The following is a 14,998-nucleotide window of genomic DNA, read 5'->3' on the forward strand; positions in this document are numbered from 1 at the left end:
CTGGCCCCTGGGTGAGGAGAGCGGATGACAGCGGAGATCCACGGCACGGTCGCGGACGGCTTCGAGGCGGTGCGGGAGGAGTTCGCGGCCTTCGTGGCCACGGAGCGGGCGGACTACGAGGGCCAGGTGTGCGCGTATGTGCACGGACGGCGGCTGGTCGACCTGTGGGCGGGCCCGGGCGCCGAGGCCGACTCCCTCTACGGGGTGTTCTCCTCCACGAAGGGCGCCGCCCATCTGGTGGTGGCGCTGCTCGTCCAGGACGGTGTGCTGGACCTGGACCGCGAAGTGGCGTCGTACTGGCCGGAGTTCGCGGCCGAGGGCAAGGCCCGGATCACCCTGCGCGAGCTGATCGCGCACCGCGCCGGGGTCGTCGGGCTCGACGCGGGGTTCACGGTGGAGGAGCTGGCCGACGACCGCGCCATCGCGGAGCGCCTCGCCGGGCAGCGGCCGTTCTGGCGGCCGGGCACGGCCTTCGGCTACCACGGGCTCACCATCGGCGCGCTCACCGGCGAGGTCGTCCGGCGCGCCACCGGCCGCACCCTGCAGGAGGTGTGGGAGGAGCGTGTGCGCGCCCCGCACGACCTGGGCCTCCATCTCGGGCTTCCCGAGGCCCTGGAGCCCCGCTACCGGTCCGTGCAGCCGATGGCGCCGACGCCGGAGCAGCAGGCGGTGCTGGACGCGACGCCGACCGGCCCGCACACGCTGGCCTCGATCGCGTTCAACACGCATGTGCCGATGCCGGGTGAGCTGGCGGACTACCCCAACTCCCGCGCGGTGCGGGCGAACGGGCCCTCCTCTGCGGGCGGGGTCGGGTCCGCGCGGGGCCTGGCGGGGATGTACGCGGCCGCCGTGAGCGGGCTGGACGGGCGGCCGCCGCTGCTCAAGCCGGACATGGTCGCCGAGGTCGGGCAGATCCACTCCACCGGCCAGGACCTGGTGTCCGGGACGTACAAGTCGTTCGGGCTCGGCTTCCAGGCGGTCGCGGACCCGTGGTACCCGTTCCTGGGCGCCGGGTCGTTCGGGCACGCCGGCGCGAGCGGCTCCCAGGCGTTCGCCGACCCCCGCAGCGGTCTCGCGTACGGCTACACGCGGCGCCGCTACGCCTATCCGGGCGGGGCGGCCCTGGAGAACGACCGGCTGGTGCGGCTGGTGCACAGCGCGGCGCTGGCCGTCTGAGGCGGGAACGCGTGAGGCCGCACCCCGCGTGCGAGGGTGCGGCCTTCGTGCCGGGTCAGACCAGGGTCACGGTGATGTTCCCGCGTGTCGCCCTGGAGTACGGGCACACCTCGTGGGCCTTCTTCAGCAGGGCGCGAGCCGTTTCCCCGTCCACGTTCGGGATGTTCGCGGAGATCTCCACGATCAGGCCGAAGCCGTCGTCGTTCTTGCCGATGCCGACCTTCGCGGTGACGGTGGAGCCGGTGACGTCCGCCTTCTCCCGGCGGGCGACGACGGCGAGGGCGCCCTGGAAGCAGGCGCTGTAGCCGGCGGCGAACAGCTGCTCGGGGTTGGTCCCCGTGCCGCTGCCGCCCATCTCCTTCGGCGGGTTCACGACGACGTCGAGCGTGCCGTCGTCGGTGGCGACCCGGCCGTCACGGCCGTTCTCGGCGGTGGCGACGGCGGCGTAGAGGACGTCTGCGGGCTGGATGGGCATGCGGTGTCTCCTTCTCGGTCCGCCGCGACTCGCGCCCACGATCGACGACGGTTTCGGAAAGAAGTTACCGCATACCGAAATCCCGCAGTAGGGGTCAGAGCTTGACGATCATCTTGCCGATGTTGTCGCCGCGCAGGACCCCGAAGAACGCCTCCAGGTTGTTCTCGATGCCCTCGACGACCGTCTCGCGGTACTTCAGCCCGCCCGAGGCGACCCAGGGGCCGCCCTCCTGGACGAACTGCGGCTGGAGGTCGTAGTGGTCGCCGACCAGGAAGCCCTCGATCCGGCCGCGGGTCTGGATCAGCCGGGCGAGGTTGCGCGGGCCGGGGGCGGGCTCGGTGTCGTTGTAGACGGAGATCATGCCGCAGACGGCGATCCGGCCGTTCCGGTTGAGCCGGCCGATGGCGGCCTCCAGGTGCTCGCCGCCGACGTTGTCGAAGTACACGTCGATGCCGTCCGGGGCGGCCTGCTTCAGCTGCTCGGCGACGGGGCCGTTCCTGTAGTTGAACGCGGCGTCGAAGCCGTACTCCTCGACCAGGAGCTTCACCTTCTCGTCGGAGCCGGCCGAGCCGATGACCCGCGAGGCGCCCTTGAGCCTGGCGATCTGCCCGACCTGGCTGCCGACGGCACCGGCCGCGCCGGAGACGAACACCGCGTCGCCCTCCTTGAAGGCGGCGGTGCGCAGCAGGCCGGCGTAGGCGGTGAGGCCGGTCATGCCGAGGACGCCGAGATACGTGGACAGCGGCGCGGCGTCCGCGTCGACCTTGACGGCGTGCCGGGCGTCCAGGGCCGCGTACTCGCGCCAGCCGAAGAAGTGCAGGACGTGGTCGCCGACCGCGATGCCCTCGGCGTTCGACTCGACGACCTCGCCGACCGCGCCACCCTGCATGACCTTGCCGAGCTCATAGGGGTCGGCGTAGGACTTGGCGGCCGACATGCGGCCGCGCATGTACGGGTCGACCGAGAGGTACTTGTTGCGGACGAGCACCTGGCCCTCGCCCGGGGTCGGCACCTCGGCCTCGACCAGGGCGAAGTCCTCGGTCTTGGGCCAGCCGACGGGACGGGAGACGAGGTGCCATTCGCGGTTGATCACGGGGGTGCCCTTCCATCAAAATACTTCAGTACCTGAAACAACCATGCGCCTGAACATTTCAGGATGTCAAGTAACCGAGTACCCTGGAAGCGTGACCACTCCACCCAAGACCCACCGTCCGGATGAACTGACCTTCGAGGTCGTCGACCTCATCGGCGCGGTCGTGGCCCGCTATCACGCGGAGTACGAGGAGGCGGCCGCGGAGCACGCGCTCACGGGCGCGCAGGCGCGGCTGCTGAGCCTGCTCTCGCTGGAGCCGCTGCCGATGCGCAAGCTGGCGCAGCGACTGCGCTGCGAGCCGTCGAACGTGACCGGCATCGTGGACCGGCTGGAGGCCCGGGGGCTGGTGGAGCGCAGGCCGGACCCGGCGGACCGCCGGGTGAAGCTGGCCGCCGCGACCGAGGAGGGCCGTCAGGTGGCCCGGAGCCTCAGGGAGTCCCTGCGGTTCGCCCGGGAGCCGCTGGCGGGCCTGTCGGAGGACGAACGGCTGGCGCTGCGCGATCTGCTGCGCCGGATGCTGGCGGACTGACGCCCGCCCGCTTTCCCGACTACGTGCACCACCAGAGGAACCGCTTGCACTCGTCCGTCGGCTTGGGGTCGGGCGTGGGGTTCGCGGGGGGCGGTTCCTCGGTGGGGGTGGAGTCGCCGCCCGAGGTGGGCGTGGGATCGGGGGCCGGGGGCGGGGTGTCCACACCGGTGCCGGTGGTCGCCGACTGCGACTCGGGGTCCGGGGTGCCGTCGGCGTCCTCGTCCTTCTTCTCGTCCTCGTCGTCCTTGTCCTTGCCGGACTCGGACGCCGAGGGGGAGGCGGACGGGTTCCCCGAGGCCGCGCCCCCGCCCGGGAGGGCGGCGGGGTCGGTGGCGCCGGGTGATGTCGTCAGCTCGCCCTTGGCGGCGCCGTCCGCCGAGGAGTCCCCGGCCACGGCCGACTTGGGGCTGTCGCCCGGGGCGTCCATGCCGAGTTCGGCGAGGCTCAGCCCGCCGGCGGCCAGGACGAAGCCGGCGGTGACGAGCAGGGTGCGGCGCCTGCGGCGGCGGTGCGCGGCGGCCTTGCGGTCCCGGCGGCTCGTGCCGGTCCCGGACTCGTCCTCGGGGTCACCGTCCTCTTCGTCGTACGCGTCGGCGTCGTCGTAGGCCTCGCCGTCGTCGTACGTATCGGGGACCGGCTGCTCGTCGCGGCCGCGCCGGCGGCCCCGGCCGCCGCGCCGCTGTGCCGCGCGCCGTGCGGCCCGGCCGCCCTCGGGTGCCGCCTCGGCCGTCTCACCGGCGCCCTCGGCCTCATAGGTGCTCTCGGCCTCGTACGTGCTCTCGGGGGCGTCCGGTGCCGGCACCGGGGCGCCGTAGGAGCCGCCGGAGGGCTCGCCGTACTGCCCCGCGTGCGCCGCGGGCGCGCCCGGGGACCGCTCGGCCTGCTGCGGGTACCGGGCGCCGCCCATGGCGTCCGCGTACACGTGCGGCTGTTCGGTCGTGGCGCCGCACCCCGGGCAGGCGAGGGCGCCGTTCAGGTGCCGTCGGCACGGGTGGCAGTAGTCCATGACGCGGGAAGACTAGGTTCCGGACGCGCGCCGTTCCTAGTCACGGCTGTGAAAGTTTTGTGGACAACAATGCGCACAGGCATGACCAGTTGGCGGATATGCCAGGACACGCCAGACACGCCCCGCACACTGCGCGACGAAGAGCCCCGTTCTGAGCCCCGCGAGTGGTGTCGAAACCGTTATACGCGCGACCCATTGACACCCCCGTCGCCCCCTCCCTACTGTCACGTCAGCATTTCGAACGTGTGACGAAATATCGAACACCGTCGGATGCACAACCGAATGAGCCGACGACGCATCAAGGGGCAACTGCCGTGCGCATCACCGGAATCAGCACACACGTGGTCGGGACGCCGTGGCGCAATCTGACCTACGTCCAGGTGCACACCGACGAAGGGCTGACCGGAGTCGGCGAGACCAGGATGCTGGGCCACACCGACGCGCTGATCGGCTATCTGCGGGAGGCCGAGGCCAACCACATCATCGGCTCCGACCCGTTCGCCGTCGAGGACCTGGTGCGCCGTATGAAGTACGGCGACTACGGCCGGGCCGGCGAGATCGTGATGTCCGGTATCGCCGTGATCGAGATGGCCTGCTGGGACATCAAGGGCAAGGCGCTCGGGGTGCCGGTCTGGCAGCTGCTCGGCGGCAAGGTCACCGACAGGGTGAAGGCGTACGCCAACGGCTGGTACACCACCGAGCGCACGCCCGAGGCGTACCACAAGGCCGCCCGGGGCGTGATGGAGCGCGGGTACCGGGCGCTCAAGATCGACCCCTTCGGCACCGGGCACTTCGAGCTCGACCACGAGCAGACCCTGTACGCCGTCTCCCTCATCGAGGCCGTACGGGACGCCATCGGCCCCGACGCCGAGCTGATGCTGGAGATGCACGGCCGCTTCTCCCCCGCCACCGCCGTACGCCTCGCGCACGAGCTGGCCCCCTTCAAGCCCGCCTGGCTGGAGGAGCCCTGCCCGCCGGAGAACCTGAAGGCGCTGGAGAAGGTCGCCGCCAAGGTCGACATCCCGGTCGCCACCGGCGAGCGCATCCACGACCGGATCGAGTTCCGGGAGCTGTTCGAGAGCCAGGCGGCCGACATCATCCAGCCCGACGTCGGCCATATCGGCGGCATCTGGGAGACCCGCAAGCTCGCCGCGACCGCCGAGACCCACTACACGCTGATCGCCCCGCACAACGTCGGCGGTTCGGTGCTCACCGCCGCCTCGCTCCAAGTCGGCTTCACCTCGCCGAACTTCAAGATCCTGGAGCACTTCAACGACTTCGCCGACGCCGAGATCAAGAAGGTGGTCAAGGGCGCGCCGCAGGTCGTGGACGGCTACTTCCATCTCTCCGACGCCCCCGGGCTCGGCGTGGAGTTCGACGCCGAGGCCGCCGCCGAGTTCCCGCAGCAGCAGGCCCGGTTCGACCTGTGGGCCGAGGGCTGGGAGCAGCGCAAGCCGAAGGGGACGCGATGAGCGTCGCGGTCGTCGTCGAGGCGCCCGGCGCCCACCGGCTCGTCGAGCACACCCCGCGCGATCCCGGTCCCGGCGAGGCGCTGGTCCGGGTGCACGCGGCCGGGATCTGCGGCAGCGACCGCGAGCTGTACCAGGGCAACCGGCCCGAGGGGTACGTCCGTTACCCGCTGACCCCGGGCCACGAGTGGTCCGGGACCGTCGCCGCCGTCGGCGCCGGGGTGCCGGAGCGGCTGGTGGGCCGCAAGGTGGTCGGCGAGGGGTTCCGCAACTGCCAGGTCTGCGACCGCTGTCACGCCGGTGAGACGACGCTGTGCGAGGCGGGGTACGAGGAGACCGGGTTCACCCAGCCGGGCGCCATGGCGGCCACGCTCACCCTTCCGGCCCGGCTGCTGCACGTCCTGCCGGACGACTGCGACCTCACCGCCGCCGCCCTGCTGGAGCCGGCCGCCTGTATCGCCGCCGCGGCGATGAAGGCGCGGGCGCTGCCCGGGGAGCGGGTGGCGGTGGTCGGGACCGGGACGCTCGGGATGTTCGCCGTGCAGTTCCTGGCGGCGGGCTCGCCCGGCGAGCTGCTCGTGGTCGGCACGCGCCGCGACCGGGAGCAGCCGGCGTACGCGTACGGGGCGACCGGCTTCCGCACCAAGGACGAGGATCTCGGGGGTGGTTACGACGTGGTCGTGGAGACCGCCGGGTCCGCCGAGGCGGCGCGTACCTCTGCCGCGCTGCTGCGGCGGGGCGGGCGGCTGGTCCTCACCGGGATCCCGGCGCCGCGCGCGCCGGGGCTCGACCCGACCGATCTGGTCGTACGGCAGCTGGAGGTGCAGACGGTCTTCGGGGCGCCGCCCGACGCCTGGGCGCACGCCGTGCGGGTGTTCTCCGCCGGGCTGCTCGACCCGCTGCCGCTGGTCACGCACGAACTGCCGCTGACGGAGTTCGCGCAGGCGATCGAGCTGGTCGGGTCCGGCGACCCGAAGGTGGGCAAGGTCCTCCTCCGCCCCTGACGGCCCTCCGCCCACGCGGCTCCCGCCGTACGCGCCATCCCTTCGCCGTACGCCGGCACGGGGGCACCCTGACGGTCCCCGTGCCGGCGTACCCGAGGTCCGCACGCCCCGAGACGCGAACCTCGTCCGAAATACCGAACACTAAGGACAGCCCGTGACCGACGCCTCCGCAGCCCGACGACCCGGTGAGCCGGCGCTCGCCGCCCTCGGCCTGGGCGCGCCCGACCTCTCCCCCGCCGACGCCTCGCCCCACACCTTCCCGGGCGGGGGCCGCTGGCGCACCGAGATCCCCTCGTGCGAGGGTCCCGAGGCGCTGGCCGTCGTCCTGAAGGAAGCCTCCCGGCTGGACGTGCCGATCCACCGGATCAGCCAGGGCAGCGGCGTCTGGATGCTGACCGACGCCGAGATCACCGAGATGGCCGAGGCGACCGCCGAACGGGACATCGAGCTCTGCCTCTTCACCGGCCCGCGCGGCACCTGGGACATCGGGGCCTCGACCCGCACCGACTCCCGGGGGGCCGGGCTGCGCGCCCGCGGCCACGACGCGGTCGCCGGCTGTGTGGAGGACGCCGTACGCGCCACCGAACTCGGCGTGAAGTGCCTGCTGGTCGCCGACGAGGGCGTGCTGTGGACGCTGCACCGGGCGCGGGTCGCCGGCATCATCCCGGCCGACACCACCCTGAAGGTCAGCGCCCTGATCGGCCCGGTCAACCCGGCCTCGTACGCGGTGTACGAGCGGCTCGGCGCCGACTCGGTCAATGTGCCGAGCGATCTGACGCTCGACCACCTCACCGAGATCCGGCGGGTCTCCGCGGCCCCCATGGACCTGTACATCGAGGCCCCCGACGACCTCGGCGGCTATGTGCGCATGTACGAGGTCGCCGAGCTCATCCGGCGCGGCGCCCCGCTGTACCTGAAGTTCGGGCTCTCCAAGGCGCCCGGCATCTACCCCTACGGCCACCACATGAGAGAGCTGACGCTGGCCACCGCCCGCGAACGCGTCCGGCGCGGACGGCTGGCCCTGGACCTGCTCGCCCGGCACGGGGCCGACGGCGCGATGGCGCCGCTCGGTTCACGGCTGCCCGGAACGCTGACCCGTTTCGAAACGCGCGCATAACGTTCCGGCGAAACCCCCTTCACAGAAGCGGACGCAGGCGAACACAATCCCACACACCCTCGGTCGAACGGCCGACCGACCCGAACAGCCCCGGACACGTCCTCGCATCGCCCCTCGCAGCACCCGGCCCGACCGGACCGGCCCGACCGAGCCCCGCTCCACTCACATCAAGGATGATGATCATGCGTAGTCGCAGAGCCGCACTCGCCGCCATGGCCTCCGTCGCCTCCCTCGCGCTCACCCTGACCGCCTGCGGCCAGGACAGCGAGGGCGGGAGCAAGGACGACAACGGCAGCACGAAGGGGGCGACGATCGGCATCGCGATGCCCACCAAGTCCTCCGAGCGCTGGATAGCCGACGGCAACAACGTCGTGAAGGACCTCCAGTCCAAGGGCTACAAGACCAAGCTGGTCTACGGCGAGGACGACCCCGACCAGCAGGTCTCCCAGATCGAGAACCTGATCACCCAGGGCGTCAAGGCGCTGATCGTGGCCGCCATCGACAACAAGTCGATGAACAACGTGCTCCAGCAGGCCAAGGACGCGGACATCCCGGTCATCTCCTACGACCGCCTGATCCTCGGCACCCCGAACGTCGACTACTACGCCTCCTTCGACAACGAGAAGGTCGGCGAGCTGCAGGCCAGCTACATCGTCGACAAGCTCGGCCTGAAGTCCGGCAAGAAGGGCCCGTTCAACATCGAGCTGTTCGCCGGCTCCAACGACGACAACAACACCCGCTACTTCTTCGGCGGCGCGATGAAGGTGCTCCAGCCCTACATCGACAAGAAGCAGCTCGTCGTCCGCTCCGGCCAGACCGAGCTGACCCAGGTCACCACCCTGCGCTGGGACGGCGGCACCGCCCAGAAGCGCATGGACGACATCCTCACCTCGGCCTACAAGTCCGAGCGGGTCGACGCGGTGCTCTCGCCGTACGACGGCATCTCCATCGGCATCCTGTCCGCCCTGAAGTCGGACGACTACGGCTCCAAGAACAAGCCGCTGCCGGTCGTCACCGGTCAGGACGCCGAGGTCGCCTCGGTGAAGTCGATCATCGCCGACGAGCAGTCGATGACCGTCTACAAGGACACCCGCGAACTCGCCAAGGTCGCCTCGGGCATGGTCGACGCCCTGCTCAACGACAAGAAGCCCGAGGTCAACGACACCAAGACCTACGACAACGGCTCGAAGGTCGTCCCCGCCTTCCTGCTCGAGCCGGTCGCCGTCGACAAGGGCAACTACCAGAAGGAGGTCGTGGACTCCGGCTACATCAAGGAGAGCGACCTCAAGTAACCGCCCGCCCACTCTGATTGGAAGGCACGACCATGGCGGGACCCGTCCTGGAAATGCGCTCGATCGTCAAGACCTTTCCCGGCGTCAAGGCGCTGTCGGACGTCACCCTGACCGTCCGGCAGGGCGAGGTCCACGCCATCTGCGGGGAGAACGGCGCCGGCAAGTCGACGCTGATGAAAGTCCTCTCCGGAGTCCACCCGCACGGCACCTACGAGGGGGACATCCTCTTCGAGGGCGAGGTCTGCGAGTTCAAGGACATCCGGGCGAGCGAGCAGCGCGGCATCGTCATCATCCACCAGGAGCTGGCGCTGTCGCCGTTCCTCTCCCTCGCGGAGAACATCTTCCTCGGCAACGAGCACGCCAAGGGCGGCTTCATCGACTGGCGGGAGACGCTGCGGCACGCCACCGAACTGCTGCGCCGGGTGGGGCTGTCCGACCACCCGGACACCCGGGTCGCCGACATCGGCGTCGGCAAGCAGCAGTTGGTGGAGATCGCCAAGGCGCTGTCGAAGAAGGTGAAGCTGCTCATCCTCGACGAGCCGACCGCGGCGCTCAACGACGAGGACAGCGGCAAGCTCCTGGATCTCATCCTGGAGCTGAAGAAGCAGGGCATCACCTCGATCATCATCAGCCACAAGCTCAACGAGATCCGCAAGGTCGCCGACTCGGTGACGATCCTGCGCGACGGGCGGACCATCGAGACGCTCGACGTGAAGGCCCCGGAGACCACCGAGGACCGGATCATCAGCGGGATGGTCGGCCGGGACCTGGAGCACCGCTTCCCCGAGCGCACTCCGCACGAGCCGGAGGAGGGCGCGGCGCCGGCCCTGGAGATCCGCAACTGGACCGTGCACCACCCGATCGACCAGCAGCGCAAGGTCGTCGACGACGTGTCGCTCCAGGTGCGGCGCGGGGAGATCGTGGGCATCGCCGGGCTGATGGGCGCGGGCCGCACCGAGCTGGCGATGAGCGTCTTCGGGCGCACCTACGGCCGCTATCACGGCGGCTCGGTCCTCAAGGACGGCAAGGAGATCCGCACCAAGACCGTCCCGGAGGCGGTGAAGCACGGGATCGCGTACGTCACCGAGGACCGCAAGCACTACGGCCTGAACCTCATCGACACCATCAACCGCAACATCTCGCTCAGCGCGCTGGGCAAGGTCTCCAAGCGGGGCGTGGTCGACGAGCACGGCGAGCGGCAGGTCGCCGAGGGCTTCCGGAAGTCCATGAACATCAAGGCGCCGACCGTCTTCGAGCCGGTCGGCAAGCTCTCCGGCGGCAACCAGCAGAAGGTCGTCCTCAGCAAGTGGATCTTCGCGGGTCCCGATGTGCTGATCCTGGACGAGCCCACCCGCGGCATCGACGTGGGCGCCAAGTACGAGATCTACACGGTCATCGACCAGCTGGCCGCCCAGGGCAAGGCGGTCGTCTTCATCTCCTCCGAGCTGCCCGAGCTGCTCGGCATGTGCGACCGCATCTACACGATGGCCGCGGGCCGGCTCACCGGCGAGTTCTCGCGCGAAGAGGCCTCGCAGGAATCGCTGATGCGTCAGATGACGAAGGACAAAGAGGTAACCCGATGAGCACGGATGTGACCGCCAAGAGCCCGGCCCCCGCGCCGCCGGGGAAGAGCGCGCAGGGCGGGGCCGACGGCCTGCTCCAGCTGGTGCTGGCGGGCCTGCGCCGCAACATGCGCCAGTACGGCATGCTGATCGCGCTCGGCCTGATCGTGGTGCTGTTCGCCGTGTGGACCGAGGGCGACCTGCTGCTGCCGCGCAACGTCTCCAACCTGGTGCTGCAGAACAGCTACATCCTGATCCTCGCGATCGGCATGATGCTGGTCATCATCGCCGGCCACATCGATCTGTCGGTGGGATCGCTGACGGCGTTCATCGGCTCGATGGCAGCCGTCTTCATGGTCAAGAACGATCTGCCCTGGCCGGTCGCCGTCATCCTCTGCCTCGCGATGGGCGCCGTCGCCGGTGCCGCACAAGGGTTCTTCATCGCGTACGGCGGCATACCGTCGTTCATCGTGACCCTCGCAGGCATGCTGATCTTCCGCGGTCTGACGGAGATCTTCCTGGAGGGGCAGACGCTCGGCCCCTTCCCGGAGGGGCTGCAGAAGGTCGCCAACGGCTTCCTGCCCGAGGTCGGCCCGGACACCAACTACCACAACCTCACCCTGCTGCTGGGCTTCGCGATGGTCGCGTTCGTGGTCTTCCAGGAGTTCCGCGACCGCCGCCGGCAGCTGGAGTTCCACCTCGACGTCCCGCCGTTCAACCTGTTCCTGCTGAAGCTGGTGGCACTGGCCGCCGCCATCCTCACCCTGACGATGCTGCTGGCCAGCTACAAGGGCGCCCCGATCGTGCTGCTCATCCTCGGTGTGCTGCTCGTCGGGTTCGGCTACGTCATGCGCAACGCGATCATCGGCCGGCACATCTACGCGATCGGCGGCAACCTGCCCGCGGCCAAGCTGTCGGGCGTGAAGGACAAGAAGGTCACCTTCCTGGTCTTCCTGAACATGGGCATGCTCGCGGCCCTGGCGGGTCTGGTCTTCGCCGCCCGCTTCAACGCGGCCTCCCCCAAGGCGGGCCTCAACTTCGAGCTGGAGGCGATCGCCGCGTCGTTCATCGGCGGCGCGTCGATGAGCGGCGGTGTCGGCACCGTCCTCGGCGCGATCATCGGCGGTCTGGTCCTGGGTGTGCTGAACAACGGCATGAACCTCGTCGGCATCGGCACCGACTGGCAGCAGGTCATCAAGGGCCTGGTCCTGCTGGCGGCGGTCGGCTTCGACGTGTGGAACAAGCGCAAGGTCGGTTCGTAGGTCCACGCACGGGGCCCCGCCGCACGGCGGGGCCCCGCCTTCCTGAACAGGAGCCGCACATGGACATGAGCAGACGCACGGTCATCGCCGGAGCCGCGGCGGCGGGTCTCACCGCCGCGACCCTCGGCAGCGCGCACGCCACGGGAAGCGGGGCCGCCGCCCCGGTCAGGTCCCTCTTCGGCGTCCTCCCCGACGGCACCAAGGTCCACAGCTGGTCGCTCGCCAACGGCGGCACCCGGATGAAGGTCCTCTCCTACGGCGGTGTCGTGCAGTCCCTGGAGGTCCCCGACCGCCGGGGCCGGCTCGCCAACGTCTCGCTGGGTTTCCGCTCCCTCGACGACTACGTCGCCTCCAGCCCGTACTTCGGCGCGCTGATCGGCCGGTACGGCAACCGGATCGGCAAGGGGCGCTTCACCCTCGACGGCCGGACGTACCAGGTCGACGTCAACGACGGCGAGAACAGCCTGCACGGCGGCGCCCAGGGGTTCGACAAGCGGGTGTGGGACGTCGAGCCGTTCACGAAGGGCGCCGACGTCGGCCTGCACCTCCATCTCACCTCCCGTGACGGCGAGATGGGCTACCCGGGCACACTGCGGGTGAAGGTGACGTACACGCTGACCCGGTACGGCGACTGGCGCATCGACTACGCGGCGACCACCGACAAGCCGACCGTCGTCAATCTGACCAGCCACGTCTACTGGAACCTCGCCGGCGAGGGCAGCGGCAGCATCGAGGGCCACCGGCTGAAGATCGACGGCTCCCGCTACACCCCCGTCGACGCGGGCCTCATCCCCACCGGCGAACAGGCGCGGGTCGCGGGCACCCCGTTCGACTTCCGCCGCGCCAAGACGGTCGGCGAGGATCTGCGCGTAGCCCATCAGCAGCTCCTGTACGGCCAGGGCTTCGACCACAACTGGGTGCTGGACAAGGGGATCTCACCGCGCCCGGAGTGGGCCGCCACCCTCCAGGACCCGTCCTCGGGGCGCACCCTGCGCATCGCGACGACCGAGCCGGGGCTGCAGTTCTACTCCGGCAACTTCCTCGACGGCACCCTCGTCGGCACGGGCGGCCGGGTCTACCGGCAGGGCGACGGACTGTGCCTGGAGACCCAGCACTTCCCGGACTCGCCGAACCGTCCGTCGTTCCCGTCCACGGTGCTGCGGCCGGGCCAGACCTACCGATCCACGACGGTGCACTCGTTCACCCGCTGATTCCCCGGTGATTGAACGGCGTCACCCCAGTCTCCGTATGTAACGGCGGCCCGTGCTCCCCCGCGCGGGCCACCCAATGACGACGGGCCCGGTCGTCCCCGCCGGGCCCGCCCCATACGGAGGTTCCATGGCCGACAACGTCACCTCGCTGTTCCGCAGCACCGCGGCACACAGCCCGTCGATGGCGGCGCTGGCACGCGAGGGCGGCGACGGGGCCGGCCCGGTCGACTTCTGCATCCCCTGCAACCCGTACTTCCCCACCCCCGAGATGTTCGACGACATGGCGGGGAAGCTGCGGGACATCATCACGTACTACCCGAGCAGCGCCGACACCATCACGGCCGAGCTGTGCAGCCTGCTCCAGCTTCCGCCGCAGTGCGTGGCGATGGGCAACGGATCCACCGAGCTGATCACCTGGATCGACCATCTGATGGTCCGTGAGTCCCTCGCCATCCCCGTCCCCACGTTCGGCCGCTGGACCGACCAGCCGATGGAGACCGGCAAGCGCGTCGACATGTTCCCGCTCCAGGAGTCCAGCGGGTTCGCCCTGGACCTCGCCCAGTACGCCGAGTTCATCCGGGCCAGGGGCACCCGGGTCGCGGTGATCTGCAACCCGAACAACCCCGACGGCGGCTTCCTGCACAAGCACGCGATCGTGCAGTTCATGGACGCGATGGCCGATCTGGACCTGGTCGTCGTCGACGAGAGCTTCCTGGAGTTCGCGGACGCCGAGCAGGAGCCGTCGGTCGTGCAGGAGGCCATGCTGCGGCCGAACGTCATCGTGCTGCGCAGCCTCGGCAAGAACTTCGGCCTGCACGGCATCCGCTTCGGCTACCTGGTGGCCAACCCGGCGCTCGCGCGGATGGTCCGCTCGATGCTGCCGAAGTGGAACCTCAACTCCTTCGCCGAGCACGTGGTGTTCATGCTGAAGGACCATGGCGCGGAGTACGCGCAGAGCCTCCAGCAGGTCCGCAAGGACCGGCTGGAGATGGCCGGGGCCCTCTCCGCGCTGCCCGGTCTGACGGTCTACCCGTCCCAGGGCAACTTCCTCTTCGTGCGCCTGCCCGTGGGCGCCGAGGGCACCGTGGTCCGCGACCGGCTGCTCACCGAGCACCGGATCCTGGTCCGCGAGTGCGGCAACAAGATCGGTTCGTCCAGCCGCTTCCTGAGACTCGTGGTGCGCCCCCAGACGGACGTGCGTCGCCTGGTGTCCGGTCTGGAACAGGTGCTCTACGGGACCAGGAGGGGAGCCGCCGTACCCGAGCTGGGCAACGGGACCAGCTACAGCTCGGGTACGGCGGCCGTGGACCGCCTGGTCGGCTCCACCAACGGGGCGGGCTTCACGGCGGTGCCCCAGCCGCAGCCGGTACCGCAGCAAGCACCTCAGCAGATGCCGCAGCAGGTCCCCCAGCCGGTGGCCGCCCCCATGCCGGCCCCGGTCCCGGTGGCCCCCGCCCCCGCCCCCGCCCCCGCGCCCATGCCTGCCCCCGCCCCGGTCCCGGCCGCGGCGGCCGTGGCCCCCGCGCCTGCCCCGGCTCCCCAGCCCACCCCGACACCGATGCCGTTCCCGTCCCCCGTGGCGCCGGCCGCGACGATGGTGCCGCCGGGCCCCACCCCGCCCGGCGTACCGGCCCGGGGCGGCCTCACCGCCGCCCAGGTCCGCGGCACCACCGGCCCGGTCCCGGGCCTCGCCCCGGCCCCGGCCACCGGCTGGCCCGCCGCCCAGAGCTGGCCGAACGCGGCGGGCGCCTGAACCGGCACCTGCACACTCATCCCGTATAGGTTGGACTTTCCGATAATCT

General features: G+C 70.6%; 13 protein-coding genes. 10 read left to right on the top strand and 3 right to left on the bottom strand.

The window, feature by feature from the left end; all coding sequences use genetic code 11:
• The first annotated feature begins 24 nt into the window (after positions 1-24).
• Complete coding sequence (locus tag DC008_RS10245; protein WP_108706699.1) at positions 25-1,176, top strand: serine hydrolase domain-containing protein; 1,152 nt, start codon at positions 25-27, stop codon at positions 1,174-1,176.
• A 55-nt stretch (positions 1,177-1,231) separates the two neighbouring features.
• Here the strand turns inward: DC008_RS10245 and DC008_RS10250 are convergent, their stop codons facing one another.
• Positions 1,232-1,651: an organic hydroperoxide resistance protein gene (locus DC008_RS10250; RefSeq protein WP_108706700.1), complete on the bottom strand. Its 420-nt coding sequence runs from the start codon at positions 1,649-1,651 to the stop codon at positions 1,232-1,234.
• A gap of 94 nt (positions 1,652-1,745) precedes the next feature.
• The gene (locus DC008_RS10255; RefSeq protein WP_108706701.1) at positions 1,746-2,744 is read right to left on the bottom strand and encodes an NADP-dependent oxidoreductase; all 999 of its coding nucleotides are present in this window, start codon (positions 2,742-2,744) and stop codon (positions 1,746-1,748) included.
• A gap of 91 nt (positions 2,745-2,835) precedes the next feature.
• Here DC008_RS10255 and DC008_RS10260 point away from each other — a divergent pair, with 91 nt between their 5' ends.
• Positions 2,836-3,273 carry a MarR family winged helix-turn-helix transcriptional regulator gene (locus DC008_RS10260; RefSeq protein WP_108706702.1) on the top strand — a complete coding sequence of 146 codons (438 nt, stop codon included), beginning with the start codon at positions 2,836-2,838 and terminating at the stop codon, positions 3,271-3,273.
• Positions 3,274-3,292: 19 nt separating this feature from the next.
• On the opposite strand, the gene DC008_RS35695 is transcribed toward DC008_RS10260, so the two are convergent.
• Positions 3,293-4,279, bottom strand: coding sequence for an SCO2400 family protein (locus DC008_RS35695; protein ID WP_208645838.1), 987 nt, complete (start codon positions 4,277-4,279; stop codon positions 3,293-3,295).
• Between the two features lie 314 nt (positions 4,280-4,593).
• On the opposite strand from DC008_RS35695, the gene DC008_RS10275 reads away from it, so the two are divergent.
• The 8 genes from DC008_RS10275 to DC008_RS10310 all read left to right on the top strand — a co-directional run bounded on the left by DC008_RS10275 (position 4,594) and on the right by DC008_RS10310 (position 14,949).
• Positions 4,594-5,751, top strand: a complete 1,158-nt coding sequence (locus DC008_RS10275) for a mandelate racemase/muconate lactonizing enzyme family protein (RefSeq protein WP_108706704.1) — start codon at positions 4,594-4,596, stop codon at positions 5,749-5,751.
• The gene (locus DC008_RS10280; protein ID WP_108706705.1) at positions 5,748-6,752 is read left to right on the top strand and encodes a zinc-dependent alcohol dehydrogenase; all 1,005 of its coding nucleotides are present in this window, start codon (positions 5,748-5,750) and stop codon (positions 6,750-6,752) included. Before DC008_RS10275 ends, DC008_RS10280 begins: the two co-directional genes overlap by 4 nt.
• Positions 6,753-6,906: 154 nt before the next feature.
• Entirely contained in the window at positions 6,907-7,869 is a 963-nt protein-coding gene (locus DC008_RS10285) for a hypothetical protein (RefSeq protein WP_108706706.1), read from the top strand.
• A gap of 182 nt (positions 7,870-8,051) precedes the next feature.
• Positions 8,052-9,161, top strand: a complete 1,110-nt coding sequence (gene chvE, locus DC008_RS10290) for a multiple monosaccharide ABC transporter substrate-binding protein (protein ID WP_374207437.1) — start codon at positions 8,052-8,054, stop codon at positions 9,159-9,161.
• Positions 9,162-9,193: 32 nt separating this feature from the next.
• The gene (gene mmsA, locus DC008_RS10295; RefSeq protein ID WP_108706708.1) at positions 9,194-10,744 is read left to right on the top strand and encodes a multiple monosaccharide ABC transporter ATP-binding protein; all 1,551 of its coding nucleotides are present in this window, start codon (positions 9,194-9,196) and stop codon (positions 10,742-10,744) included.
• Positions 10,741-11,985, top strand: a complete 1,245-nt coding sequence (gene mmsB / locus DC008_RS10300) for a multiple monosaccharide ABC transporter permease (protein WP_108706709.1) — start codon at positions 10,741-10,743, stop codon at positions 11,983-11,985. The genes mmsA and mmsB overlap by 4 nt, the downstream gene beginning before the upstream one ends.
• Positions 11,986-12,044: 59 nt before the next feature.
• Positions 12,045-13,196 carry an aldose epimerase family protein gene (locus DC008_RS10305; RefSeq protein WP_108706710.1) on the top strand — a complete coding sequence of 384 codons (1,152 nt, stop codon included), beginning with the start codon at positions 12,045-12,047 and terminating at the stop codon, positions 13,194-13,196.
• 127 nt (positions 13,197-13,323) lie between these two features.
• The gene (locus tag DC008_RS10310) at positions 13,324-14,949 is read left to right on the top strand and encodes a pyridoxal phosphate-dependent aminotransferase (RefSeq protein ID WP_108706711.1); all 1,626 of its coding nucleotides are present in this window, start codon (positions 13,324-13,326) and stop codon (positions 14,947-14,949) included.
• Positions 14,950-14,998: the final 49 nt, after the last annotated feature.

This window comes from Streptomyces nigra (genome assembly GCF_003074055.1).
GTDB classification, from domain to species: Bacteria; Actinomycetota; Actinomycetes; order Streptomycetales; family Streptomycetaceae; genus Streptomyces; species Streptomyces nigra.

Coding starts and splice junctions, on each gene's coding strand:
- DC008_RS10305 (WP_108706710.1), top strand. CDS start 12,045: ATGGACATGAGCAGACGCACGGTCATCGCCGGAGCCGCGGCGGCGGGT.
- DC008_RS35695 (WP_208645838.1), bottom strand. CDS start 4,279: ATGGACTACTGCCACCCGTGCCGACGGCACCTGAACGGCGCCCTCGCC.
- DC008_RS10310 (WP_108706711.1), top strand. CDS start 13,324: ATGGCCGACAACGTCACCTCGCTGTTCCGCAGCACCGCGGCACACAGC.
- DC008_RS10250 (WP_108706700.1), bottom strand. CDS start 1,651: ATGCCCATCCAGCCCGCAGACGTCCTCTACGCCGCCGTCGCCACCGCC.
- mmsA (WP_108706708.1), top strand. CDS start 9,194: ATGGCGGGACCCGTCCTGGAAATGCGCTCGATCGTCAAGACCTTTCCC.
- chvE (WP_374207437.1), top strand. CDS start 8,052: ATGCGTAGTCGCAGAGCCGCACTCGCCGCCATGGCCTCCGTCGCCTCC.
- DC008_RS10280 (WP_108706705.1), top strand. CDS start 5,748: ATGAGCGTCGCGGTCGTCGTCGAGGCGCCCGGCGCCCACCGGCTCGTC.
- DC008_RS10245 (WP_108706699.1), top strand. CDS start 25: ATGACAGCGGAGATCCACGGCACGGTCGCGGACGGCTTCGAGGCGGTG.
- mmsB (WP_108706709.1), top strand. CDS start 10,741: ATGAGCACGGATGTGACCGCCAAGAGCCCGGCCCCCGCGCCGCCGGGG.